This window comes from Stenotrophomonas sp. 14P6.2.3 (genome assembly GCF_057799055.1).
Window position 1 is genome coordinate 1 of record NZ_JBYOLA010000020.1, and the last position, 23,972, is coordinate 23,972.

A 23,972-nucleotide genomic window follows, 5' to 3' on the forward strand; every position below is an offset into this window, starting at 1 on the left:
ACAGGTTTACGGCGTGTCCTGCGATGGGAGCCTGAGCCTCTCACCACTACAGCAACCGAAACGCCGACGCGCGACAGCGCGCCTTAATCCCTCAAACCGACTCGAACCGGTTCGCCGCCACGTTCTTGCGCACATGCTGCGGATCGAAGATCCGGCCATTCATCGCGATGAACACCCCCGCCGGCAGCGACTGCACCGCACCGATCGCACAGCCGATGTTGAACTCCGCATCCGAACCACGGAAACGCGCCGGGCTCAGCGCACCGGTCATCACGATGGTCTTGTCCGGAATCGTCGCCAGCACCTTGCCGGTCTGCACCATCGAATCGGTGCCGTGGGTCACCAGCACGTGGCGGGTGGGCTGCGCAGCGATCGTCGCGCGGATCAGCTCACGATCGTCGTCGTTGATGTGCAGCGAATCCTTGCGCAGGATCGGAATCACGTTGAACCGGAACGTGACCCCCAGTTCGCGCAGGATCATGCCGATCTGCGGGTCGCCGATCTGGTAGTCCGACTTGTCGTCGAAATAGATCTTGTCGATCGTGCCACCGGTGGTGACGACCAGGAGCTCTTCCATCATGTGCATGCGCGAAACCAAGGCAGGTACAGCGGCGCGGGGCCGGGAACACAGATGATACGGCCCACCGGGCGCAGCGTCAGCGCCGCCGCCCGAAACGGGCGCGCAGGCCGGGCAGGCTGGCCGAAAAGATCACCAGCAGCGCCAGCACGATTTCGATCAGCGCCAGCCAGCGGGTCTCGGGATGGCTCCAGGCGCTCATCACGCCGTGGCTGAACCAGCCCAGTGCCAGCACCGCCGCCCAGAATCCGGCCTTGCGCCAGCCCAGCCGCAGGGCGATGGCCAGGGCCAGCGGTGGCGCGGTGAACACCAGCTGGGTGGCCAGCCAGTGCCTGTCGTTGATGAACCAGCCGGCAAACAGCGCCGCCAACCCCATCAAGGCCAGCAGCAGCACGGTGCGCGGCGCGGCGCTCATCGTGCCAGCCGCTGCGCGATGTCGGCCACGCGCCGGCCCAGCGCCCGTGCCAGAACCGCCTCATCGTCGGTCGGTTGCGGGTCGTCGGCGGCACCGGCCACGTGGCTGGCGCCATACGGCGTGCCGCCACTGGTGGTGTGGCTCAGCGCCGGCTCGGTGAACGGAATGCCGACGATCAGGCAGCCGTGGTGCAGCAGCGGCACCTGCATCGACAGCAGGGTCGACTCCTGGCCGCCATGCATCGACGCGGTGGACGTAAACACCCCGGCCGGCTTGCCCGCCAGCGTGCCGTTCACCCATTCGGCGCCGAGCCCATCGAGGAAATGCTTGACCGGCGCGGCCATGTTGCCGAAACGGGTGGGGCTGCCCAGCAGCAGTCCCTGGCACTCCACCAGGTCCTGCACGCTCACATACGGCGCGCCATCGTCCGGCACCGGAGGCTGCGCGGTCTGGGTGACGGCAGCCACCGGCGGCACCGTGCGCAGCCGCGCCGCCATGCCCGGAACCTCGCCGATGCCCCGCGCGATCTGGCGCGCCAGCCGTGCCACCGAACCGCCGCGGCTGTAGTACAGCACCAGGATTTCGCCCATTGCGCCCAGCTCTCCTCATCGTGTGGACGCCAGTATGGCTATCCTGCACCGATTCCGCATCGGGTACCCTTTCGCCGATGGAACCTTTGGATACGCTCAATTTGTGGATGGAGCGCGCGCGGGATCGCGCACGCGCCGCCAGCTTCGGCCGCTTCCTGTGGCGCCGCTTCCTCGACGACCGCCTGTTCCAGGCGGCCGCCGCGCTGGCCTACACCACGGTGTTCGCGCTGGTGCCGTTGGCGATCGTGGTGTTCGGCGTGCTCTCGGCCTTCCCGGTGTTCGACCGCTGGAGCGACCAGCTCAGCGACTACGTCTTCTCCAACTTCGTGCCCAATGCCGCGCGCGCCGCCGAGGGCTACCTGCGGCAGTTCTCGGCCAGCGCGGGCCAGCTCACGGCCGCCGGCTTCATCGCCCTGGTCATCTCGCTGCTGATCACCCTCAACAGTGTTGAAGAGACCTTCAACCAGATCTGGCGCGTCGGCAGCAGCCGGCCACGATTGACCCGCTTCCTGGTCTACTGGACGGTGCTGACCCTCGGCGCGATGCTCGCCGCTGCCTCGCTGGCCGTGTCGGCGCGGGTGTTCGCGATGCCGCTGTTCGGCACGCAGGAGGGGCGCTGGCTGGCCGATCTCGCGTTGCGGCTGGCGCCGATCCTGATCGAATTCGTCTGCATCACCCTGATGTTCCGGGTGGTGCCACACCACACCGTGAAGTGGCGCCACGCGGTTCCGGGTGCGATTCTCGCCGCGGTGATCCTGGAGCTGGTGAAGTGGGGCATCGGTGCTTACCTGGGCAGCTTCCAGTCCTACCAGAAGCTGTATGGCACGGTGGCCTTCGTGCCGATCCTGCTGCTGTGGATCTACCTGTGCTGGGTGGCCGTGCTGCTGGGCGCGTCGCTGGCATCGTCGATGGCGGCCTTCCGCTACCAGCCGGTGGAACTTCGCCTGCCGCAGGGCTACGAGTTCTATGGCCTGCTGCGCCTGCTCGGGCGCTTCCAGCACGCACGCGCCAAAGGCAGGGGTCTGGCCGACGACGAGATCCTGCGGCTGGAACCGATGCTGACCGACTCGCTGCTGCAGGACCTGGCCTGCAACCTGGAGGGCATCGGCCTGCTGCGCCGTGATGAGCGCGGGGAGTGGCTGCTGGCCCGTGACCTGGACCAGGTCAGCCTGGGCGATCTGTACGAATGCACGCAGCTGCGCATTCCGGTGGCCGAACAACACCTGCCTTACCGCGATGACAGCCTTGGCCGGGCCGCATTGGCCGCGCTGGATGAGTTGCGCCTGCCGCTGCGTGAACGCCTCAAGCGTCGCGTCAGCGACATCTACCCTGATTCTGGAGACGCCCCATGACCTGCAAGACCCCGTTGCTGCTGGCTGCGCTGCTGGCCCTGGCCGCCTGCAAACCCGCGCAGGAGCCGACCCCGGCCAGCAGCCAGCCGCCCGCGCAGGCACCGACCCCGGCCGCGCCGGCGCCGGTGGAGGACACGCCCGCCGAGCGTGTCACTGCCGAGTTCCCGACGCTGAAGATGAAGGCGGTCGATGGCAGCGATTACGACCTGGCCGCACATCGCGGCAAGTGGGTGGTGGTGAATTTCTGGGCGACCTGGTGCGCACCCTGCCGAAAGGAAATGCCCGAGTTGTCGGCGTTGCATGCCATGCGCAGCAACATCGAAGTGGTTGGCCTGGCCTACGAGGACATCGAGGCGCCGGAGATGCAGTCGTTCCTGACCAAGCATCCGGTGACCTACCCGATCGTGATCGTCGATCCGTTCGACCCGCCGGCTGACTTCGCCACCCCGCGCGGCCTGCCGCTGACCCACCTGATCGATCCGCAGGGCAAGCTGGCCCACAGCTTCCTCGGTCCGGTCACCGCCGCGGACATCGAAAAGCAGATCGCGGCTGCCAAGTAATAGGTGGGTCGGCAGGGCTGCGCCCTGCACCTGCCGAATCAACGGCAACAGCCGAAGCAACAGCAGAATCTGGTTTCCTGAGGGTAGGCGGGGTGGGTCCGGTTGCGGGGGACGCTGCAAGTACGTCCCTGTAAGCTCGGTCGCGCCATCCATGGCGCTCACGCCCCCGCAACCGGACCCACCCCGCCTTCGACAGATTCTCGCGATCTGTCGGAATGTCATGGCCTGTTCTTGGTGGGTGTCGACCTTGGTCGACACGTAGATCCACGCCATGCGTGAATGCTTTTCGATGAATTGTCGAAATATTCGATTTCGATGGAGATTCATTCACGCATGGCGTGAATCCATCAGCCACCGGAAATCTGTCGAAGGTGGGGCGGTGTCGGATTGCGGGGTGTCAGCCGCATGGATGCGGCTGCCAAGCCTACAAGGACGTACTTGCGGCGTCCCCGCAATCCGACACCGCCCCGCCATCCCCCGGAATGCCGCTTCGGCCGTTGCTTCGGCTGTTGCCGTTGCCTGTAGCAGGTGCAGGGCGCAGCCCTGCCGAACAAACCCTATTCTTCGACCGGGAACTCCTCGATCGGCTTCAGTACATCGTAGTGCTCGCGATGCAGCTTGCCCTTCAGCTTCGGCAGCTCCGGCAGCGGCGCATCCACCCGCGTGTCCGGCAGCCGGTCCAGCAGGTTGCGGGCCAGGGTCAGGCGACCCAGCCGCTGGTCGTTGAAATCCACCAGCGTCCACGGCGCACCGTCGCGATGGGTCGCGCGCAGCATCGCCTCGCGCGCTTCGGTGTATGCGCTGTACTTGCTGCGTGACTTCAGATCCACCGGCGACAGCTTCCAGCCTTTCAGTGGATCGACATGGCGTTCGGCAAAGCGCTTTTCCTGCTGCTCCTGGTCCACGCACAGCCAGTACTTGAACAGCAGGATGCCGTCATCCACCAGCAGCTGTTCGAACACCGGCGCCTGGCGCAGGAACTGCTGGTATTCGGTCTCGCTGCAGTAGCCCATCACCCGTTCAACGCCGGCACGGTTGTACCAGCTGCGGTCCATCAGCACGATCTCGCCGGCGGCCGGAAGATGCGAGGCGTAGCGCTGGAAATACCACTGCGTGGCTTCGCGGTCGGTGGGTTTGGGCAGCGCCACCACCCTGCATTGACGTGGGTTGAGGTGCTCGCTGATGGTCTGGATCGCGCCACCCTTGCCGGCGGTATCGCGTCCTTCGAACAGCACCAGCAGGCGTTGCCCGCTGTGCTGCACCCAGCGCGCCATCGCAGCCAGTTCCAGCTGCAGCGGCTGCAGTAGTTCGTCGTATTCCTTGCGCTTGAGCTTGGCCATCGTCATACCACGCGGGAAGGAAGCCCGAGCGTAGCGCAGGGCGATGTCAGGGCGTGTCGAGGCCCTGCCAGCCCTGTTCGCGGGCCAGCTGCTGCAGCAGTGCGGACAGATCGCGCGCGAAAGCTGCCATGTCGAACAGGCCACTACGCTCGCGTGCCTGCGCCAGTTCGGCGCGCACTGCGGCCAAGGCGACAGGGTCGTTGCCGAGTGCACTGGCGGTGGCGACGAACGCCGCATCGTCGGCGACGTTCATGTGCTCCAGACCCAGCTGATGATTAAGGCTGCCGGCCACGCGCGCGGCGAAGGTGGCGCCGGGGCAGGTCAGTACCGGGCAGCCGGCCCACAGTGCATCCGACGCGGTGGTGTGCGCGTTGTACGGGTTCGTATCCAGGAACAGGTCGGCCAACTGATAGCGGGCCAGATACTGCGGATGCGGCAGCTTGGCCATGAACACCAGACGCGCCGGATCGAGTCCTGCTGCCTGCGCAGCGGCACGCAGCCGCGCATCGGCCTGGCCGGGGCCGGACAACAGCCACAGCACGCTGCCGGGTACGGCCTGCAGCACCGCGAACGCGCGGCCCATGCTGCGCGGGTTGAGCTTGTAACTGTTGTTGAAGCAGCAGAATACCGTGCCCTGCGCAGGCAGCCCGCACGCCGCGCGGTCCGGTGCCGGCTCCAGCACGCGGGTGTTGTCCGAGGGCTGGAACGCGCGCGGCAGGCGCAGCACACGTTCGCTGTAGTGCGCCTCCAGCGGGGGCGGCAGCGTGAAGTGGTCAGCGATCACGGCATCCAGCCATGGTGCACCGGAGGTGCCGGGGTAGGCCAGCCAGTTGAGCTGTAGCGGGGCAGGGCGCATGGCCAGTACTTCCGGTGTGCCGCCGCCGCCCCAGCCGCGCAGGTCGAACAGCAGGTCGATGCCCTGTGCGCGGATGCGCGCGGCGGTATCGGCATGGCGCAATCCCGCCACGTCATGCAGCCGGGTGGCGGTCTGCAGGCGTTGGCGGATGCGGCTGCCATCGTCGGCGTTGAGCGCGAACAGATGCAGCTGCAGGGCCGGGTCCTGGCCCATGTGTTCCAGCAGCGCCACCGTCAGCAATCCGGTGGGATGAGCGCCGAAGCCGTTCGACAGGAAGCCCACGCGCAGTGGACCTCGTTCGCGCAGCTTCACCGGGGGCAGTGGCCGCACCGACCCCGCCACGGCGGCCGCACGCGCACGCGCACAGGCCAACTGTTCGGCCGCGCTGGCGTCTTCGCTGAGGAACGCGAAGGGCTCAACCACGCCCTGGCCCGATGCAAGCGCGCCGCGCACCTGGGCGGCCAGCGCATCCACGTCCTGCCAATCGCACAGGCGACGCTGCCAGGCGAGGCGCTGTGCGGCGATATACGGCTCATCGGGCATCAGCGCATGCGCGCGGCGATAGGCTGCCGATGCACCTTCCGCATCGTTGGCATCTTCCAGCGCGTGCCCCAGCCACAACGCGATGCCCGGGTGCTCCGGTGCCAGCGCGGAGGCCTGGCCCAGCAGCGTGGCGGCATCGACGTGCGCCCCTGCCATCCACGCTACCCGGCCCAGCCGGGCAAGTGCTTCAGGATGATTGGGCCGCAGCTGCAGCGCGCGTCGCGCGGCCTGCTCGCCGGCCGCAATGTCGCCGGCTTCCAGTTCCAGGTCGGCCAGCATCACCCAGGCAACGAAGTCGCCGGGCTGGCGCGCGATCGCCTGCTGCAGTTGCTGCCGCTGCTGCCAGGCCGACATGCGGGTCAGCCGGCCGAAAGCTGGGCCAGGGCATCGACCTGGTGCTCGTGGCTCAGTCGCTGCAGCAGCGGATCCAGGTCGCCGGCCAACACGTTGGGCAGGTCGTACAGGGTCAGCCCTTCCACGCGGTGGTCGGTGATGCGGCCCTGCGGGAAGTTGTAGGTGCGGATGCGCTGGCTGCGGTCGCCGCTGCCGACCTGCAGGCGCCGAGATTCGGCCTGCGCCGCGTCATGGCGCTGGCGCTCGGCATCGAGCAGCTGTGCCTTCAGGCGTTTCATCGCCTTGTCCCGGTTGGCGTGCTGGCTGCGCTCGGTCTGGCATTCGACCACCACGCCGCTGGGCACGTGGGTGATGCGGATCGCCGATTCGGTCTTGTTGACGTGCTGGCCGCCGGCGCCGGAAGAACGGTAGGTGTCGACTCTCAGGTCAGCCGGGTTGATGACGATCTCATCGACTTCGTCGGCTTCCGGGATGATCGCCACGGTGGCCGCCGAGGTGTGGATGCGGCCCTGCGATTCGGTGGCCGGCACGCGCTGCACGCGGTGCGTGCCCGATTCGAATTTCAGGCGCGAGAACGCGCCACGGCCGACCACGCGTGCCACCACTTCCTTGTAGCCGCCATGTTCGCCGGGATTGTCCGATTCGATCTCGACCTTCCAGCCCTGTCGCTCGGCGTAGCGGGCGTACATGCGGAACAGGTCGCCAGCGAAGATCGCCGCCTCGTCGCCGCCGGTACCGGCGCGCACTTCCAGGAACAGGTTGCCTTCATCGCGCGGGTCGCGCGGCACCAGCAGCAGCGCCAGTTCCTGCTCCAGTTCCTGCAGGCGGGCCTGTGCGGCGGCGATTTCCTCGTCGGCCAGCTCGCGCAGGTCCGGGTCCGTACGCATGCTTTCGGCCGCAGCCAGGTCGGCCTTGGCGCGTGCTTCATCGGCCAGTGCGGTGGCGATCGGTTCGAGCTGGGAAAATTCGCGCGAAAGATCGCGGAAGCGCGCGTTGTTGGCGACCACCTCCGGTTCGGCGAGCAGACGTTCCAGTTCTTCGCGGCGCTCGGCCAGCGCTTCCAACTTACGGCGCAGGGTCGGCGTCATCGGTTCTCACAGGTGGGTGGCGGTAACCCGGCGTCGCCGGGAACAGGCGCTCGGCGGCGCGGGTCAGGTCGGCATCGCCGCTGAGCGCGGCCGCACGCAGGGCGGCGGTCGGCGGATGCAGCAGGCGGTTGGTCAAGCCGTGGGCAAGCAGTTCCAGCACTTCGTCGGCCGGCTTGCCGTTGGCCAGCTGCTGGCGCGCGCGTTCCAGCAGTTCGGCACGGGTGGCCTCGCCGAAGGCGCGCAGCTGCCGCAGCGGTGCCTGGTGGGCACTGGCCTGCAGCGTTTCCACGAAGCGCGAGACCTGCAGGTCGATGATCGTCTCGGCCTCAGCGGCGGCCTCGCGGCGGCTGCGGCGGTTGTCTTCCACCGCGCGCTCGAGATCGTCCACGGTGTACAGGAACGCATCCTTGAGCGTGGCAACGTCGGCTTCGATGTCGCGCGGCACGGCCAGGTCGAACAGCAGCATCGGTTTGTGCCGGCGCGCACGCAGGGCGTTGGCCACTGCGGCACGGTGGATCACCGGCTCACGGGCGGCGGTGGCCGAGAACACCACGTCGGCCTCGGCCAGGTGGCGTTCCAGCTCGGTAAGCGGCAGCGCCACACCGCCATGGCGGCTGGCCAGTTCCTGCGCATGGGCGAGGGTGCGGTTGGCGATCAGCAGACGCCGCACCTTGCCTTCGCTGAGGTGGCGCGCAGCCAGTTCGATGGTCTCGCCAGCGCCGACCAGCAGCACGGTGGAATCATCCAGGCGTGCAAATGCGTTCTGTGCCAGGCGTACCGCTGCCGAGGCCACCGAGACCGGGTTGGCGCCGACCTGGGTATCGGTACGCGCGCGCTTGGCCACCGAGAACGTCTGCTGGAACAACCGGTCCAGGCGCTGGCCGAGCAGGCCGTGGTCGCGCGCGGTCGACCAGGCATCCTTCACCTGGCCGAGGATCTGCGGCTCGCCCAGCACCATCGAATCCAGCCCCGTCGCCACCCGGAACAGGTGGCGCACGGCATCGGCATCGGCGTGCTGGTACAGATAGCCCTGCAGGTCGCCGGCCTGGGCGTGCAGCCACTGGTCCAGTGCCTGCGCGGACTCGGCGACGGCATACAGCTCGGTGCGGTTGCAGGTGGACAGCAGTACCGCCTCGGCGATCTGCGGGGTATCGCGCAGCGAACCGAGCGCGCGCGGCAACGCGTCACCGGCGAAGGCTGCGCGTTCGCGCAGTTCCACCGGTGCGGTCTGGTGATTCAGTCCGAGCACCCACAGGGTCATTGTTCAGTTGCTTGCGATAAGCTGCTGGCCATTGGACGACATTTTAAGGCCCCGATGCCGACGATGCCCGCATTGATTCGCATCCCCAGTGTTCTGCTGCTGTCTCTGGCCTGTGCCCAGGCCCTGGCGGCGGTGCCCGCCAAGGCGCCCGCACGGCCCGCGGTGACTGAGGAACTGGCGCTGGAGCCGGTCCTGGCTGGTGAGTTCGCCCTGCAGGCGGGCAAGCTGGCCGAGGCCGCGCGCTGGTACCTGCAGGCCGCCCAGCAGACCGACGGCGACGCCGGCCTGGCCGAGCGGGCGACCCGCATCGCCATGCTGGCCAACGAAGATGATGCTGCGGCCAAGGGCCTGGCCCTGTGGCAGCAGCGTGCGCCGCGCTCATTGGCGATGCGCAGCGCCGCCGGTGCGCTGGCGATGCGCCAGGGCGATGTGAAGACTGCGCGCGGCGAGCTTCAGGCCTTGTTGCAGGATCCGGGCGACGAGGGCTGGAAGTTTGCACTGGGTGCCCTGATCGGCGGCGGCCGCGATCCGGCCGTGCCGGCGCAGGTGCTGGGCGAGCTGGTCGATGCCAACGCCATTCCCCAGAAGATCGAGGCCTGGCAGGAGTTTGGACGCCTGGCGTTGCGCATGGAGAAGCCCGAGCTGGCGCGGCGCATGATCGATGAGGTGGTCAAGCGCTTCCCCGAGGAGCCGCGCGTTGCCTTGCTGCGCGCCAGCCAGCTGCAGCAGGCCGGGCAGACCGACCAGGCGCTGTCGCTGCTGCGTGGGGTGGAACCGAAGACCCGTCAGGATCCGGAACTGCGCAATGCGGTGGCCATCGCCTATGACAGCCTCGGCCAGCCGGCAGCGGCCGAACGCGTGCTGGCGGTCGGTCCGCAGAATGTGCAGACGTGGGGCATGCGCGCTTCGCTGCTGGCCAAGCAGGGCGACAAGGCCGCGCTGTCCAATCTGTACAACGAACTGTCGCGGCAGGCGGCCAAGCCGGACCCGGCCCAGCGCCTGTTGCTGGGCAAGATCGCCGAGTACCTCAAGCGCTATCCGGAGGCGGTCAACTGGTACCACAGCGTGCCTGGCGGCGATGAACTGAATGAAGCGCGCCTGCGCGCGGCCAATGCACAGGGTCTGGCGGGCCGGCAGTCGCTGGCGCTGGATGAAGTGCATGCGATCCAGTCCGATGCCGGGGTGGATGACGATGTGCGGCGCGATGCGTATCTGCTGGAAGCCGAGCTGCGCCAGCGCGCCGACGACCTTCCCGGCGAGATCGATGCACTGGCCCGTGGCCTGGCGGCGTATCCGGACGAGAACGGCCTGTTGTATGCCCGTGCGCTGGCCTGGGAGCGTCGCGATGACATCGCCCGCGCCGAGGCCGATCTGCGCAAGATCCTGGTGACCGAGCCGGAGAACGTGCCGGCACTGAACGCACTGGGTTACACCCTGGCCGACCGTACCGGCCGCTACCAGGAAGCGCTCGAACTGATCGACCGCGCGCGCGTGGCCGAGCCGGACAACGCGGCCATCGTCGACAGCTATGGCTGGGTGCTGTATCGGCTGGGACGCAACGCCGACGCGCTGGTACAGCTGCGCCGCGCCTGGACGCTGGCCAAGGACCCGGAAATCGCCGCCCACGTGGGCGAGGTGCTGTGGGTACTGGGCAAGCACGATGAAGCCCGTCACTTCTTCGAGGAAGCGGCCCGGCTCGACCCTGAAAACCGCGCGCTGCTGCGCGCCCGCGAGAAATTCAATCCATGAGTGTTTGCACGATCCGGCCGTTGCTGCTGGTGGCCGTGACCCTGGCCCTGAGTGCCTGTACCACCGTTGGCCGGCAGAAGGCGCCAGCGCCGGCCGTGGTCAGCACCGTTTCCGCCGAAGCGGCCGCGGCCGAGACCGCTCGCGTGGAGGCGGTGCGCGCAGCAGCGGACTGGACTTTCCAGGGCCGGGTGGCGGTCAGCAAGGGCAAGGACGGTGGCAGCGGCCGCATCGACTGGAAACAGGAAGGCCAGCGCTATGTCGTCGAACTGAGCGCGCCGGTGACCCGCCAGAGCTGGAAGTTGAGCGGTGATACCCACCATGAAGCCGGGCGCCTGGAAGGGCTGGCCGGTGGTCCGCGCGAGGGTGAAGACGCGCAGGCGCTGCTGCTGGAGGCGACCGGCTGGGATATTCCGGTCAATCAGCTGCCGGACTGGGTGCGCGGCCTGGTTGCCGGCGACAGCGCTGGGCCGGGAAAGATCGACCGTGATGCTGATGGCCGTCCGCGGCGTATGCAGCAGATGGGGTGGGTGATCCAATATCTGGACTGGTACCCGGCCGAAGCCGGGCGTCCGGCCCTGCCGCGCAGGGTCGAAGCGGTCAATGGCGACGCCAAGGTGCGCCTGCTGGTCGACCAATGGGGCCCGGGCGCGCCATGAACGCGCGGGTGGATGACGCGGGCTGGTCCTGGTGGCCGGCCCCGGCCAAGCTGAACCTGTTCCTGCACATCACCGGCCGCCGTGCCGACGGTTACCACGAGCTGCAGACGGTGTTCCGCCTGCTCGACTGGGGCGACCGGATCGGCCTGCGCCTGCGTGAAGACGGCCAGGTGCGACGACAGGGCGAGGGCCTGGCCGGCGTCGCCGAGGCCGATGATCTGGCGGTTCGTGCAGCGCGGATGCTCAAAGAGGCGGCGAATGTCGATCAAGGTGTCGACATCATCGTCGAAAAGCATGTTCCTGCGGGCGGCGGTTTCGGCGGCGGTTCGTCCGATGCGGCCACCGTACTGGTGGTGCTGAACCGGCTATGGGGCGCCGGGCTGGACGAAAATGCGCTGGCTGCGCTGGGGTTGCGCCTTGGCGCCGACGTACCGGTGTTCGTGCGTGGCCACAACGCCTGGGCCGAAGGGGTGGGCGAGCGGCTGCAGCCGATCACCCTGCCGCAGGCCTGGTATGTGGTGGTCGAACCGGGCGTTCATGTGCCGACGCCCCTCCTGTTCGCTGATCCGGATTTGACGCGCGACAGTCCACAGGCGAAAATAGAGGACTTCGCTTCCGGCACGCTGGTCGGGAACGTGTTCGAACCGGTGCTGCGCCGCCGTGAGCCTGCCGTCGAGGTGGTGCTTGCTGCGTTGAGCGACATCGGCACGGCACGTCTGACCGGTTCGGGAAGTGGTTGTTTCGTCGAGTTCGATTCGCAGGCTGCCGCCGAGCAGGGACGAGCGAAGTTGTCGAAGGAGTTGCGGGCAAGGGTGGCTGCGGGCGTTGCACGTTCGCCACTGCTGGATGCACTCGAGCAACACTGATTCATCAATGCAGGGGCGTCGCCAAGAGGCCCAAGGCACCAGGTTTTGATCCTGGCATTCGGAGGTTCGAATCCTCCCGCCCCTGCCAATGCGGCTGCGTCCGCGCCTTCCAGCGCATCATCTGCGCGGGACGTGGGAACAGCCGCGGTGTTGTCAGCAGCAGGGGCCGCAGTGGTCCTTGCCGCTACCGGATCCCCGCCACTCGTCCCCGCCCGAGACAATCATGATGCAAGAGTCCCCGAACCTGCTGGTCTTTTCCGGCAACGCCAACAAACGTCTGGCGCAGAACATCTGCAAGGAACTGGGAGTCCGCCCGGGCAAGGCGCTGGTCTCGCACTTCTCCGATGGCGAAGTGCAGGTGGAAATCGAAGAGAACGTCCGCAAGCAGGACGTGTTCGTGATCCAGCCGACCTCGGCGCCGAGCGCGGAAAACCTGATGGAACTGCTGGTGCTGATCGACGCGCTCAAGCGCGCATCGGTGGCCAGCGTGACCGCGGTGGTGCCGTACTTCGGCTACTCGCGCCAGGATCGCCGCATGCGTTCCTCGCGCGTGCCGATCACCGCCAAGCTGGCGGCGAAGATGTTCAGCACCGCCGGCGCTGATCGTGTGCTGACCGTCGACCTGCACGCCGACCAGATCCAGGGTTTCTTCGATATTCCGGTCGACAACGTGTATGCCTCTCCGCTGCTGCTGGCCGACATCTGGCGCGCCTACGGCACCGAGAACCTGATCGTGGTGTCGCCGGACGTGGGCGGCGTGGTCCGTGCCCGCGCAGTGGCCAAGCGCCTGGATGACGCCGACCTGGCGATCATCGACAAGCGCCGTCCGCGCGCCAACGTCTCCACCGTGATGAACATCATCGGTGACGTCGAAGGCAAGACCTGCGTGATGGTCGATGACATCGTCGATACCGCCGGCACCCTGTGCGCCGCTGCCGCTGCCCTGAAGGCGCGCGGTGCGCTCAAGGTCGCCGCCTACTGCACCCACGCGGTGCTGTCGGGCCCGGCGGTGGACAACATCACCAATTCCCAGCTCGATGAGCTGGTGGTGACGGACACCATCCCGCTGAAGGACGCCGCGCGGGTGTGCAGCAAGATCCGCCAGCTGAGCGTGGCGGAAATGCTGGCCGAAACGATGCGCCGCATCGCCTTCGGCGAGTCGGTCAGCTCGCTGTACGTCGATTGATTTTTTCGTCCCCGCCGGCAACGGCAGGGACACACTGGGCACTTCTGGTCGCGGAAGTGCCTTCAACCGCCAAGCCGCAAGGCAAGGCAACAACCGAGTAGTCGAAAATGTCGAAGACCCATGAAATCAAGGTCACCAAGCGTGAACTGCAGCGTAAGGGTGCGAGCCGCCGCCTGCGTACCGCTGGTGTGATCCCGGCGATCGTGTACGGCGGCAACGCCGAACCGGTCGCCATCAGCCTGGACCACAACGAAATCTGGCTGGCCCAGCAGAACGAGTGGTTCTATGCCTCGATCCTGGACCTGAACCTGGACGGCCAGGTGCAGAAGGTGCTGCTGCGTGACATGCAGCGCCATCCGTTCAAGCAGCTGATCATGCACCTGGACTTCCTGCGCGTGAACGAGAACGAGAAGCTGACCGCTTCGGTTCCGCTGCACTTCATCAACGAAGACACCTCGCCGGCTGGCAAGGCTGCCGACGTCGTGGTCGCCCACGAACTGAAGGAAGTGGCCATCACCTGCCTGCCGAAGGACCTGCCGGAGTCGATCGAAGTCGACCTGGGCGAGCTGAAGGCTGGCGACGTTGTGTACCTGTCGGACATCAAGCTGCCGAAGGGCGTGGAAATCCCGGCGCTGGCGCTGGGCAAGGACCACGACGACGCGATCGTCACTGCCAAGCACGGCAAGCAGGATGCTGCCGACGCTGAAGAAGCAGCGGCCGAGTAATACCCCGCGGCGCCTGTCCCTCGGGGCAGGCGCCGTATCTGGATGGAACGATGGCAGGATTGCGACTGATCGTCGGTCTGGGCAACCCCGGATCGGAGCACGCCCGGACCCGGCACAATGCCGGGTTTCATTTCGTTGAGGCCCTGGCTGAAAAGGCCGGTGCGCGATGGAACGTGGACAGCAAGTTGTTTGGCGAGACCGCCAAGGTCGACATCGCTGGGCAGACGGTGTGGCTGCTCAAGCCCGCCACCTTCATGAACCTCAGCGGCAAGTCGGTCACCGCCGCGCAGCGGTTCTGGAAGATCGAGCCGGAGGAGACCCTGCTGGCCCATGACGAACTGGACCTGGCGCCCGGCGTGGCGCGGTTGAAGTTCGACGGTGGCCACGGCGGACAGAACGGCCTGCGTGACACCATCCGGTTGCTCGGCCATGGCAAGTTCCATCGCCTGCGCGTGGGCATCGGCCATCCCGGCCACAAGGACCGCGTGGTGGGCTGGGTGCTGGGACGCCCTTCCAAGGACGATGAAGTACTGATTTCGCGCGCCATCGACGATGCGATCGACGTGCTGCCGTTGGCAGTGCAGGGCGATTTCAGCGAAGCGATGAAGCGGCTGCACACCCCGAAATAATTGTACCGGTAGGTACCGACCGTTGGTCGGTACGGAGAATGATTGGAAAAGCAGCGCCCACGCCGCTGTTTCCCCAATCACTTTCACCCCAGAGAGCTGTCACCCATGGGTATCAAATGCGGCATCGTCGGCCTGCCCAACGTCGGCAAGTCGACCCTGTTCAACGCGCTGACCAAGGCGGGCATCGCCGCGGCGAACTTCCCGTTCTGCACCATCGAACCGAACGTCGGCATCGTGCCGGTGCCGGATCCGCGCCTGAACGAACTGGCAGCGATCATCAACCCGCAGAAGGTCATCCCGACTGCGGTCGAGTTCGTCGACATCGCCGGCCTGGTGGCCGGTGCCGCCAGCGGCGAAGGGCTGGGCAACAAGTTCCTCGCCCACATCCGCGAAGTGGATGCGATCACCCACGTGGTGCGCTGCTTCGAGAACGCTGACGTCATTCACGTCAACAACAAGGTCGACCCGATCTCGGACATCGACACCATCGATACCGAACTGGCTTTGGCCGACCTGGACAGCGTCGAGAAGGCACTGAACCGCGCCGAGCGTGCGGCCAAGGGCGGCGACAAGGACGCAGCGGCACGCAAGCCGGTGCTGGCCAAGCTGCAGGCCGCGCTGGCCGACGGCAAGGCCGGTCGTTCGGCAGGTCTGGACGAGGAAGAGAAGGCGCTGGTGCGCGATCTGTTCCTGCTGACCCTGAAGCCGGTGATGTACATCGCCAACGTGCTGGAAGACGGTTTCGAGAACAACCCGCACCTGGATGCCGTGCGCGCCCGTGCTGCCGAAGAAGGCGCACAGGTGGTGCCGGTGTCGGCAGCGATCGAAGAGGAGCTGTCGCAGCTGGACGACGAAGACCGCGATACGTTCCTGGCCGACCTCGGCCTGAGCGAGCCGGGCCTGAACCGCGTGATCAACGCGGCCTACAGCCTGCTCGGCCTGCAGACCTACTTCACCGCAGGCGTGAAGGAAGTCCGCGCGTGGACCGTGCGCAAGGGCGCCACCGCGCCGCAGGCTGCCGCAGTCATCCATACCGACTTCGAGAAGGGCTTCATCCGAGCCGAAACCATCGCGTATGACGACTTCATCAAGTACAAGGGTGAAGCTGGCGCCAAGGAAGCCGGTCGCCTGCGCCTGGAAGGCAAGGAATACCGCGTGCAGGAAGGTGACATCCTGCATTTCCGCTTCAACGTCTGATCGACGACGCAGCGCAGTGATTGCCCACAGGACCCCGCAATGCGGGGTCTTGTTGTATCGGGCGCCTGTCGGAAGGCGCACACGCTGGCAGTGTCATTGCGCATCTGCGCTGCGGAAGCGCCAGCCCGGTGTTGCGGGTGGCGGTGGACATAAATTCACCACGCGTTGAAACGCTTGGCCTGCATGGCTCGCGGCGACTTGTCCACACCAAACCCCCACGGCTTTCCACGTGGCGTGTGGAAAACCAATGAGGCGCCTGGACAAAAAACAGCCACTCCTTGAAACGCTTGCGGCATAACGTTCAAGGTGGGTTGTCCACATCAAGTTCGCATCGCTTTCCACCTGCTGTGTGGAAAACACGCACCAGCCTGCATCCTGGACAGCCTGGACAAAAAATCGCCAGCGTCGAAAACGCTTGTCGTGCGTGGCTTACGACCACTTGTCCACATCCAGCCCCCATCGATTTCCACGCGCGGTGTGGAAAACAACGAGGGGTCCGACGAAGCATCGTCGGACCCCTCGATGGGCTCGCCAGCGGTACGTCTTACCAGCGGTAGGAGACACCCAGCTGACCGCTGGTATCGCGGAAGCCCATGCCGCCGGTCTGCCGGCTGATCTCGCCCCAGCCACGCCAGCCGCCTGACAGATTCACCTGCACGCCGGCCTTGGCTTCGTAGATGTCACGCGGCAACTGCCGGCGCAGGCGTTCGCCGTCCATGGCGATGGCGGCGTCGTTGCCACCGGACCACCAGTTCACCGCGACGAACGGCTGTACCTGCCCCTGGCCCTGCGTCAGCGAACGCGTGTACAGGCGCATGCCCACACGCGTGGTGGTGCTGTCCTTGTCGCGACCTTCGACCATCGTGCCATTGGTTTCGACCACGCGGTCGGCATCGTAGCGGCTGTGGATCACCTGCAGCTGTGGCTCCAGGTAGACACCGCGCTGCGCTGTACGCTGCACGGGCAGCACATAGCCTGCCTCGGCCGAACCGGTCCAGCTGTGCGAGCGATAGTGCTCCTTCTGCAGCCCTTCGCCCTGCACGCTGTTGCGGAACCGTCCGTACTGCAGCCAGCTGTCCACATACGCACCGCTGTCCATCCGTGCGTCCTGCAACCAGGTGGCATACAGGCCCAGGCTGGTGCCGTTGACCACACCGTGCGCGGTGTAACCGGTCACCTGCGAACGGCTGTCGTTGCGTGCCCGACCCTGGCCGGCCATCACACCTGCCTGCAGCTGACCACCGGGATTGGCTTCGAAGCGGCGACCGACACCCAGCAGCACGCTGTTGAGCTGGCTGTCCACATCCACCTGGCGGCCGCGACTGCCGGGCTGGCTGCTGCGCACGTGTGCCCATGCAATCGCGTCGCTGCCGCCGTCGGTTGCATCGGCAGGATCGCCACTGCGGTCGTACAGGCTGTGCCGGAACATGCCCAGCGCACTGCTCTGGTTGGCCATGTACACCGCCGGCTCCGGGCGCTCCACACGCGGCGGCACCGGCGGCAGCGGCGGGTCGACCGGTGGGACCACCGGCGGATCGATCGGTGGATCGATCGGCGGAGCAGGCGGATCGATCGGCGGAGTCGGCGGATCAATCGGCGGCTCCGGCGGATCGGGCGGTTCCGGCGGGTCGACCGGCGGTACGTATTCCGAGCGCAGGTACCAGTTGCCATCGTCCGGCGTGGCGACGCCACCCTTGTACAGGAAGTAGTCGTAGGCGCCGGCCACCGCGCGTCCCTGCAGCGAGAACTGTGCATCGGACTGGCCGCCCACGCTGATCAGGCGGATGCCTTCGCTGGTCAGGGCACCAGCGCCTCCCGCGTTGCGCACGCTGACAGAGGCCGTGCCGCTGCTGTTGCCCTGGATCACCAGCTGGTCACCCAGCGAGGCATCGTCGCCCAGTGCGCGGTTGAACAGCCAATGGCCATCGTTGCCGACATAGTCGCCGGTGACGGTCAGGGTCTTGAAATCGTCAGTGGTGGGCGCGACGAAGGCGATGGTGCCGGCATGGTCCAGGAAGCCGACGCTGGAAGTGCCACGCACGTTCCACTGGCTGCTGCCATCCATCGCCAGCTGCGCGACCTGGTAGCCCGAGTCGTTGCGCAGTGCGCCGTTGAACACGGTGCCGTTGCGCAGCGTCATCTGCACGTTGGCGGTGGCGCTGTCGACCACGACATCGCCGGTCAGGCGGCTGTTGTCGGCAGTGAAAAGAATGTCTGCGGTGGCGACCGAGCTTCCATCGGTGAACACGGTATCGCTCACCCGCAGCAGGCGGCCACCGTCGAGGTTGCCCTGCTGGCGCGCGACGACATCGGTGTTGTTGAGCGTCAGCTCGTGGTTGCTGCCCTGCAGCCACAGCGCGGGACCGTCCTGGGTCTGCAGGCTGCTGCTGTTGAATACCAGACGGTCCCAGTACGGCCCGAACACCGTGATGTAGGAGCGATAGGCGCCCGAATTCGTCCCTTGTGCATGGATGCCCAGGTTGTCGGCCGTGAGCTTGGCGGTGTTCATCTGCACGATGCCGAACGAGGATGCACCCAGCGTGGTGATCGAGCCTCCGTCCAGCTGTATATCGGCGGTGCTGCCGCCGAGGAAGACGCCGCCGCCCCCGCTGCCGTAGGTGGTGATGTCCAGATCCTTGGCACGGATGCGCGAATAGGGCGTCGGTGGATTGCTGCCCGAGGCGCGCAGGCCGTAGACACCATCGCCGTGGGTATCGATGCTGCCGCCGGTGATCGTGGCGGTACCGCCCCAGACGTCCACGCCGTGGCCGTAGCCGTTGTCACCATAGGTGCTGATCGTGGTATCGGTGAGGTCGGCCAGCGAGTCCGCGCCGGACAGCCAGATACCGGAAGAGCCATCGCGCACGGTGAAGTGGGCGCCGTTGGCGGTCAGTTTGGCCCAGCTGTTGACGTTGACGCCATAGCCGCCGACGGTCTCGAAGCGGCCGCCGGTGATATCGGCGGTGGAGTATACGCGGTTGATTCTGTTGCCGAGCAGGCGGATGCTGCTGCCGCTGCTGCTGGCACTGCCGCCCACGATCTGCAGCGTGCCACCGTTGTCGATATCGAAGTAGCCGTTAACCACGTCCACGTCGCGCAGCGACAGCACGCTGCCGCTGCCGTTGGAGGAGACGCGCCCGCTGTAGCCACTGGTGGCTTCGGCGAAGGTCAGCGTCAGCGACTCCAGCGCCAACAGTGCGCCGCCCTCGGCGTACACCGCGCTGTTGGCGCCGTTGTTGATCTCCGTACCGGTCACGTGCAGTTCGCTGCCACGCCCATTGGAGTACAGAGCATGTCCGGCGCTGCTCACACTGCCGCCATTCAACCAGAGCTTGCCACCACCGGTGGCATTGACCGTGCCGTAGCCCGAACCGTTCCGGTAAGCATTGATGACCAGGTTGTTGGCCCGGATCACGCTACCCGCACCGCTGGCGTTCAGCGCATAGCCGACGGGGGTGCTGTCGCCGCCGACCTGCAGGATGCCGCCCTCGATCAGGACGCTGCCACCGGCGCTGGCAAGGATGCCGCTGCCGCCTCCGGTGCTCGCGATCCAGCTGCCATTGACGGTAATGGTGCTGCCGACACCATTGGCCTCCAGGGCGTAGCCGCCGGCACTGTGCGACAGCATGTCGTCGGCGCCCAACTGCAGGCTGCCGCCATCGGTAACCTTCAGCGGCCCCTGCAGTTCGGCCGCGTGCACGGGCAGGGCGGCCCACAGCGCGCTGGCCAGCAGGCTGGGAATCAAGGGGAGGCGCGAAGCGCGCGCGCAGGCAGACGCACGGCGGCGCCGTGGGGGAGAGGCGTTCATGCTGGTGTATTCCTGTGGCAGGGCGCAGCGCGGCTGCGCGATCTGGCGCGGCAGGGCCGCGTCGCTGTGGAAACCGGGTGTGATGGCCGCTGCAGGCGCCATCCGGTTTCGCTCCCGCCGGTAACGCGATGACGATGGGAGATCGTCACCATGGCGGGATGCATCCAGACTAGAAACCAGACCTGTCCGATGGAATCAGGCGTTTCCTAAAGCACTTCGTGCCCTGTGCATGGGCGGGGCACGGTTCAGCGATGTGGAGGCCTCAGCCGAACATCGACGACTGCAGGCAGTACTCGATCAGCGCCTGGTCGCTGTCCACACCCAGTTTGCGCATCGCGTTGATTTTCTGCGTGCTGACCGTCTTCGCACTGCGCTGCAGCTGGCGGGCGATGTCACCCACGCTCATGCCCCCGGTGAACAGACGGATGACTTCCAGTTCGCGCGGCGAGAGGCGCGCCAGCACCACCTCGGCATCGGCCGGTTCTGCGGCGGCAACCGGCAGCAGGCCGGGAGGGCGGTAGACGCGGTCGGCCAGCACCGTGCGCAGCGCCTGTACCAGGCTGCCCAGGCCGTGGCTTTTGAGCACCACGCCGCTGGCACCGGCTGCGTACATGGCCGCCACCAGCGAAGGATTGGAGACCATCGTCAACACCAGCAGACGCACATCGGGGAAGCTGCGACGCAGAAACGAGATCAGCTTGATGCCATCGCCGAAACTGTCACCACCGGGCATGCTGTAATCGGTGATCACCGCGTGGGGCAGGGTGCTCGTCATCAGCTCGATCAGGGTCACTGGATCGGCGGCCTCGCCGACCACGTCCAGGTCGAGTTCGCCGGCCAGGACATCGCGGATGCCGGCAAGCACGATCGGGTGGTCGTCAGCGATGAGGATGCGGGTGGTCATGGAGGTGCCGGGTTGCTGGAAGGTGAGGGGGCGGCGACGTGCGCCAATGGTTGCAGCAGCCGCTGCAGGCGCCGTTGGAAATGGTCGAGCGCCGTAGCGAGAGCAGGCAACGCGTCGCCGTCGCCGATCTGCTCTTCGATCTGCTGGCCGTGTGCCACCAGTGCCGGTGCGCCAACGATCACCAGTGCGCCGCGGATGCGATGCAGCACCTGTGCCACGCGTTCTGGTGCGGCATCGTCGATCGCCCGTCGCAGGCTGTCCAGGTCGGCCTGCATGGTCTGCACGAACAACGCCTGCATTTTCTCCGGAACCTGCAGTGGCGCATCGGCGTCGTCGTCGATGGGTTCGCTGTGCGGCCGGGCTGCAACCTGGGTCAGCAGGCGCTGCAGTGCTGCCAGGGTGATCGGCTTGACCAGCACCCCCTGCATCCCCGCCTCATGGCAGCGTTGCCGCTCCGCCGGGTCGGCGTTGGCGGTTGCGCCATGGATCGGCACCTCAACCCCACGCGCGCGCAATGCACGGGCCAGACCGTAACCATCCAGTCCCGGCATGTTGAGGTCGGTCAACACCAGGGCGAAGGGACGCTGCGGCCAATAGTGCAGGGCTTCATTACCATCACTGGCGACCACGGCATGGCAACCGAGCTGCTCCAGCTGGCCACGCAGGATCGCCTGGTTGATCGGGTTGTCTTCGGCGACAAGTACCTGCAGCCCGAACCTGCGTGGCGCCGGCAGGCGTCCGTTGACCTCGGCGGGCAGTGCTTGCCCGGCCGCAGCCACCAGCGCGAGCACGATCGCATCCAGACGATGCACGCCGACCTGCCAATGCCCCTGCACCCGTTGCGGCTGCATTCCACCTTCGCGGCAGGCCACCACCTGCGGTCCACTCCACGTGGGCGTTCCCTCGTCCAGCACAAGGTCGAGCATCACTGTGCCAGGATCGGCAGGCTCCGGCGCATCATCGCGATGCACGCTGGCCTGTGCGCCGCGCTGCTGCAACCGCTCGCATATCGATTGTGCAAACTCGCGGACGCTGCCACGGACCTGCACCGGCAACGCTGCCGGCAATCGCGGTGAAGCCCCCTGCAGCGGATCGGGTGTTGCCTCGGGCAGTGGCAGTTCGACCGAGAAGCTGCTGCCCAGCCCGCTTTCGCTGACCACCCGCAGGTGGCCTTCCATCATCGTGGTCAGATGTGCACAGATGGCCAGGCCCAATCCGGTACCCCGCATGGCATCGGTGCCCGGGTTGGCCTGGAAGAAGGGTTCGAACAGATGTGCCTGGTGCTCGCTGGCGATGCCGATGCCGGTATCGGCCACCTGCCAGCGCAGCCAGCAGCGATCATCGATGTGCTGTGCGCCCAGACGCACCACGACCCGGCCGCTGTCGGTGAATTTCAGTGCATTGCTGATCAGGTTGTTGAGGATCTGGCGGATGCGCGCGGCATCACCGTTGACCGTAGCCGGTACATCCGGATCGATGCAGGCGTAGAACTGCAGGCCCTTGTGTGCGGCGGCAGCGGCGTAGGAGTCCAGCGCGTCCTCGGTCAGCCGCACCGGATCGAACGCACCGGGCTCCAGGCTCAGCTGGTCGGCCTCGGCCTTGCTGACATCCAGGATGTCGCTGATCAGCTGCATCAATGTCGATGAGGAGCGCTGGATCGTGTCCAGGTAGTCCTGCTGGCGCGCATCCAGCGGGGTCAGGCCCAGCAGCTCCAGCGTGCCGAGCACGCCGTACAGCGGGGTGCGTATCTCATGGCTCATGGTGGCCAGGAACTGGCTCTTGGCGCGGTTGGCCTGGTCGGCTGCACGGCGTGCCTGCTGCAGCACCTGTTCGGCCTCGTGCTGGCTGCTGAGGTCGATGAACAGGCACAGCACAGCGGGTGCGCCGCGATAGCGCGCGGGCGTCGCGGTGATCAGCAGGTGGCGGTTGTCCGGCGTGGTGTAGGCCAGGCCGTCGCCCGCCGTGGTGCCGCCAGCGGCGAGCACGCTGCGTCGCCAGGGCCCGTGCCAGCCACCGTCGTCGTGGTCTTCCCCCAGCCACTGACGCGCCAGTGCGTTGTCCAGCAGCACGCGGCCATCGGTACGGCGCAGCAGGCACAACCCGATCGGCGCGTTGTCGAGGATGGTGCGGCTGAAGGCCTCGCTTTCCAGCAACCGCGCATGGTTGCGGCGCAGTGGCTCGATCACCGAGCGCCGGTAGGCACGCAGGATCAGCACGCCACCGGTGGCCAGCAGCAACGCCACCACCATGCTGCCCAGCAGTGGCCCGCGCGGGTGCTGGAACACCTGTTGCCAGCCAACGTGATACACCGCCAGCCATCCCTGTTCGCTGCGCATGCGGAACAGCAGGCCGTCCAGACCCGCGCGCCAGGACGTGCCCGCGCGGCTGGCATCGTTGGCGTCACCCAGCAGCAGGCGGCCGTTGCCATCAAACAGCGACATCCGTTCGAACACCGGTGTACCCATCACCTGGCGGTAGTCATCAACGCGGCCGGGATCCAGCAGGCAGGCCACCGCGGCCAGCGACTCGTCCTCGCTTTCGCCCCACAGGCGGGCATCCTGCGGTGCGTGCGCGATGGCAAGCAGCCGGGTCTGTCCCTCGCGCCAGGCCACCGGTGTCCACACCACGTTGCCGCGCCGCAGCGCTGGCCGTTCGCGCAGGACCTGGTGGATGGCGGTCAGTGCCGGCTGCAGGTGATGCGGGCTGCTCTGGCCGGGATCACCACGCACTGTCTGGATCGGTGCAAGCAGGCCACGGCGGCCCTGCCCATCGACCAGCAGGCACTGCGGAGGCGGAAACCGGGAGGCCGCCCAGAAGGCGCCGTAGAAGCGCAGGAAGCGGTCGCCCAGTTCGGCCGTTGCCTGTGTCGAGGCGCCGCCGTCGGTACCGATGCGCGCGAAACTGGCGAACAACGGGCTCGGCTGTGCACCTGAGGCGGCCTCGTCCACGGGCTGCCCGCGATTGCCCACGTCATGCAGGCGCCATTGCCGCAGGAAGCGATCCTGTTCCTGCAGCGTGCCGTCCAGGCGACGGAAGTGATAGCGGATCTTGCTCTGTTCTTCGTTGAACAGCTGGCTGCCGGTGGACAGCAGCAGGCCAGCCTGCAGCGTTGCCAGCACCACCACGCCAATCAGCAGCGCATGTACACGCAGGGAGCGGCGGGCGAGTCGACGTACGGGAGCGGCCTCGGCCGGCATGGGCAGGTCTCGGAGCAGTAGGCGGTCGATGGCGGCCCGAAGGGCGCAGGGCACGGCCGGTGCCGCCGCGCAGAGAGGATCGTCAATGACTCTTGATGGGATTGTGAAGCCTTTCAGCG

Annotated in this window: 19 protein-coding genes and 1 tRNA gene; 10 read left to right on the top strand and 10 right to left on the bottom strand. The window is 66.9% G+C overall.

What is annotated here, in order from left to right; all coding sequences use genetic code 11:
- Positions 1-91: 91 nt before the first annotated feature.
- The 3 genes from AC27VL_RS15000 to wrbA all read right to left on the bottom strand — a co-directional run bounded on the left by AC27VL_RS15000 (position 92) and on the right by wrbA (position 1,582).
- Entirely contained in the window at positions 92-577 is a 486-nt protein-coding gene (locus tag AC27VL_RS15000; protein WP_033830416.1) for an asparaginase domain-containing protein, read from the bottom strand.
- 79 nt (positions 578-656) lie between these two features.
- Entirely contained in the window at positions 657-992 is a 336-nt protein-coding gene (locus tag AC27VL_RS15005) for a DUF2069 domain-containing protein (RefSeq protein ID WP_099820220.1), read from the bottom strand.
- Positions 989-1,582 carry an NAD(P)H:quinone oxidoreductase gene (gene wrbA, locus AC27VL_RS15010; RefSeq protein WP_093818977.1) on the bottom strand — a complete coding sequence of 198 codons (594 nt, stop codon included), beginning with the start codon at positions 1,580-1,582 and terminating at the stop codon, positions 989-991. The genes AC27VL_RS15005 and wrbA overlap by 4 nt, the downstream gene beginning before the upstream one ends.
- Before the next feature lie 77 nt (positions 1,583-1,659).
- On the opposite strand from wrbA, the gene AC27VL_RS15015 reads away from it, so the two are divergent.
- Both AC27VL_RS15015 and AC27VL_RS15020 read left to right on the top strand, forming a co-directional pair.
- On the top strand, positions 1,660-2,934 hold the full coding sequence (locus tag AC27VL_RS15015; protein ID WP_100463142.1) for a YihY family inner membrane protein: 1,275 nt from the start codon (positions 1,660-1,662) through the stop codon (positions 2,932-2,934).
- Entirely contained in the window at positions 2,931-3,494 is a 564-nt protein-coding gene (locus AC27VL_RS15020) for a TlpA family protein disulfide reductase (RefSeq protein ID WP_205406454.1), read from the top strand. The genes AC27VL_RS15015 and AC27VL_RS15020 overlap by 4 nt, the downstream gene beginning before the upstream one ends.
- Before the next feature lie 557 nt (positions 3,495-4,051).
- Here the strand turns inward: AC27VL_RS15020 and ppk2 are convergent.
- From ppk2 to hemA, 4 genes are read right to left on the bottom strand one after another with little or no spacing between them, the layout of a single operon-like run.
- On the bottom strand, positions 4,052-4,834 hold the full coding sequence (gene ppk2, locus AC27VL_RS15025; RefSeq protein ID WP_488767173.1) for a polyphosphate kinase 2: 783 nt from the start codon (positions 4,832-4,834) through the stop codon (positions 4,052-4,054).
- A gap of 46 nt (positions 4,835-4,880) precedes the next feature.
- On the bottom strand, positions 4,881-6,587 hold the full coding sequence (locus AC27VL_RS15030; RefSeq protein ID WP_488767175.1) for an O-linked N-acetylglucosamine transferase, SPINDLY family protein: 1,707 nt from the start codon (positions 6,585-6,587) through the stop codon (positions 4,881-4,883).
- Positions 6,588-6,592: 5 nt separating this feature from the next.
- Positions 6,593-7,675 (bottom strand): peptide chain release factor 1, encoded by a 1,083-nt coding sequence (prfA, locus tag AC27VL_RS15035; RefSeq protein WP_205404580.1) that lies wholly within the window; start codon positions 7,673-7,675, stop codon positions 6,593-6,595.
- Positions 7,653-8,936 (bottom strand): glutamyl-tRNA reductase, encoded by a 1,284-nt coding sequence (gene hemA / locus AC27VL_RS15040; protein ID WP_100463152.1) that lies wholly within the window; start codon positions 8,934-8,936, stop codon positions 7,653-7,655. Before hemA ends, prfA begins: the two co-directional genes overlap by 23 nt.
- Positions 8,937-8,999: 63 nt before the next feature.
- On the opposite strand from hemA, the gene AC27VL_RS15045 reads away from it, so the two are divergent.
- From AC27VL_RS15045 to ychF, 8 genes are all read left to right on the top strand, one after another.
- Positions 9,000-10,685, top strand: a complete 1,686-nt coding sequence (locus tag AC27VL_RS15045) for a tetratricopeptide repeat protein (protein ID WP_488767177.1) — start codon at positions 9,000-9,002, stop codon at positions 10,683-10,685.
- Positions 10,682-11,341 (top strand): lipoprotein insertase outer membrane protein LolB, encoded by a 660-nt coding sequence (lolB, locus tag AC27VL_RS15050; RefSeq protein ID WP_488767179.1) that lies wholly within the window; start codon positions 10,682-10,684, stop codon positions 11,339-11,341. Before AC27VL_RS15045 ends, lolB begins: the two co-directional genes overlap by 4 nt.
- On the top strand, positions 11,338-12,207 hold the full coding sequence (gene ispE / locus AC27VL_RS15055; protein ID WP_488767181.1) for a 4-(cytidine 5'-diphospho)-2-C-methyl-D-erythritol kinase: 870 nt from the start codon (positions 11,338-11,340) through the stop codon (positions 12,205-12,207). Before lolB ends, ispE begins: the two co-directional genes overlap by 4 nt.
- Before the next feature lie 11 nt (positions 12,208-12,218).
- Positions 12,219-12,295, top strand: a tRNA-Gln gene (locus tag AC27VL_RS15060).
- Between the two features lie 138 nt (positions 12,296-12,433).
- Positions 12,434-13,393 carry a ribose-phosphate diphosphokinase gene (locus AC27VL_RS15065; protein ID WP_025879147.1) on the top strand — a complete coding sequence of 320 codons (960 nt, stop codon included), beginning with the start codon at positions 12,434-12,436 and terminating at the stop codon, positions 13,391-13,393.
- 107 nt (positions 13,394-13,500) lie between these two features.
- Positions 13,501-14,118, top strand: a complete 618-nt coding sequence (locus AC27VL_RS15070) for a 50S ribosomal protein L25/general stress protein Ctc (RefSeq protein WP_100551634.1) — start codon at positions 13,501-13,503, stop codon at positions 14,116-14,118.
- Between the two features lie 50 nt (positions 14,119-14,168).
- Positions 14,169-14,747: an aminoacyl-tRNA hydrolase gene (gene pth / locus AC27VL_RS15075; protein ID WP_089238967.1), complete on the top strand. Its 579-nt coding sequence runs from the start codon at positions 14,169-14,171 to the stop codon at positions 14,745-14,747.
- A gap of 105 nt (positions 14,748-14,852) precedes the next feature.
- The gene (ychF, locus tag AC27VL_RS15080) at positions 14,853-15,944 is read left to right on the top strand and encodes a redox-regulated ATPase YchF (RefSeq protein WP_089238969.1); all 1,092 of its coding nucleotides are present in this window, start codon (positions 14,853-14,855) and stop codon (positions 15,942-15,944) included.
- A gap of 544 nt (positions 15,945-16,488) precedes the next feature.
- Here the strand turns inward: ychF and AC27VL_RS15085 are convergent.
- From AC27VL_RS15085 to AC27VL_RS15095, 3 genes are all read right to left on the bottom strand, one after another.
- Complete coding sequence (locus tag AC27VL_RS15085; protein WP_488767184.1) at positions 16,489-19,752, bottom strand: autotransporter family protein; 3,264 nt, start codon at positions 19,750-19,752, stop codon at positions 16,489-16,491.
- A 262-nt stretch (positions 19,753-20,014) separates the two neighbouring features.
- Positions 20,015-20,656: a response regulator gene (locus tag AC27VL_RS15090; protein ID WP_089238971.1), complete on the bottom strand. Its 642-nt coding sequence runs from the start codon at positions 20,654-20,656 to the stop codon at positions 20,015-20,017.
- Positions 20,653-23,853 (bottom strand): hybrid sensor histidine kinase/response regulator, encoded by a 3,201-nt coding sequence (locus tag AC27VL_RS15095; RefSeq protein ID WP_488767186.1) that lies wholly within the window; start codon positions 23,851-23,853, stop codon positions 20,653-20,655. The genes AC27VL_RS15090 and AC27VL_RS15095 overlap by 4 nt, the downstream gene beginning before the upstream one ends.
- Between the last annotated feature and the right edge of the window lie 119 nt (positions 23,854-23,972).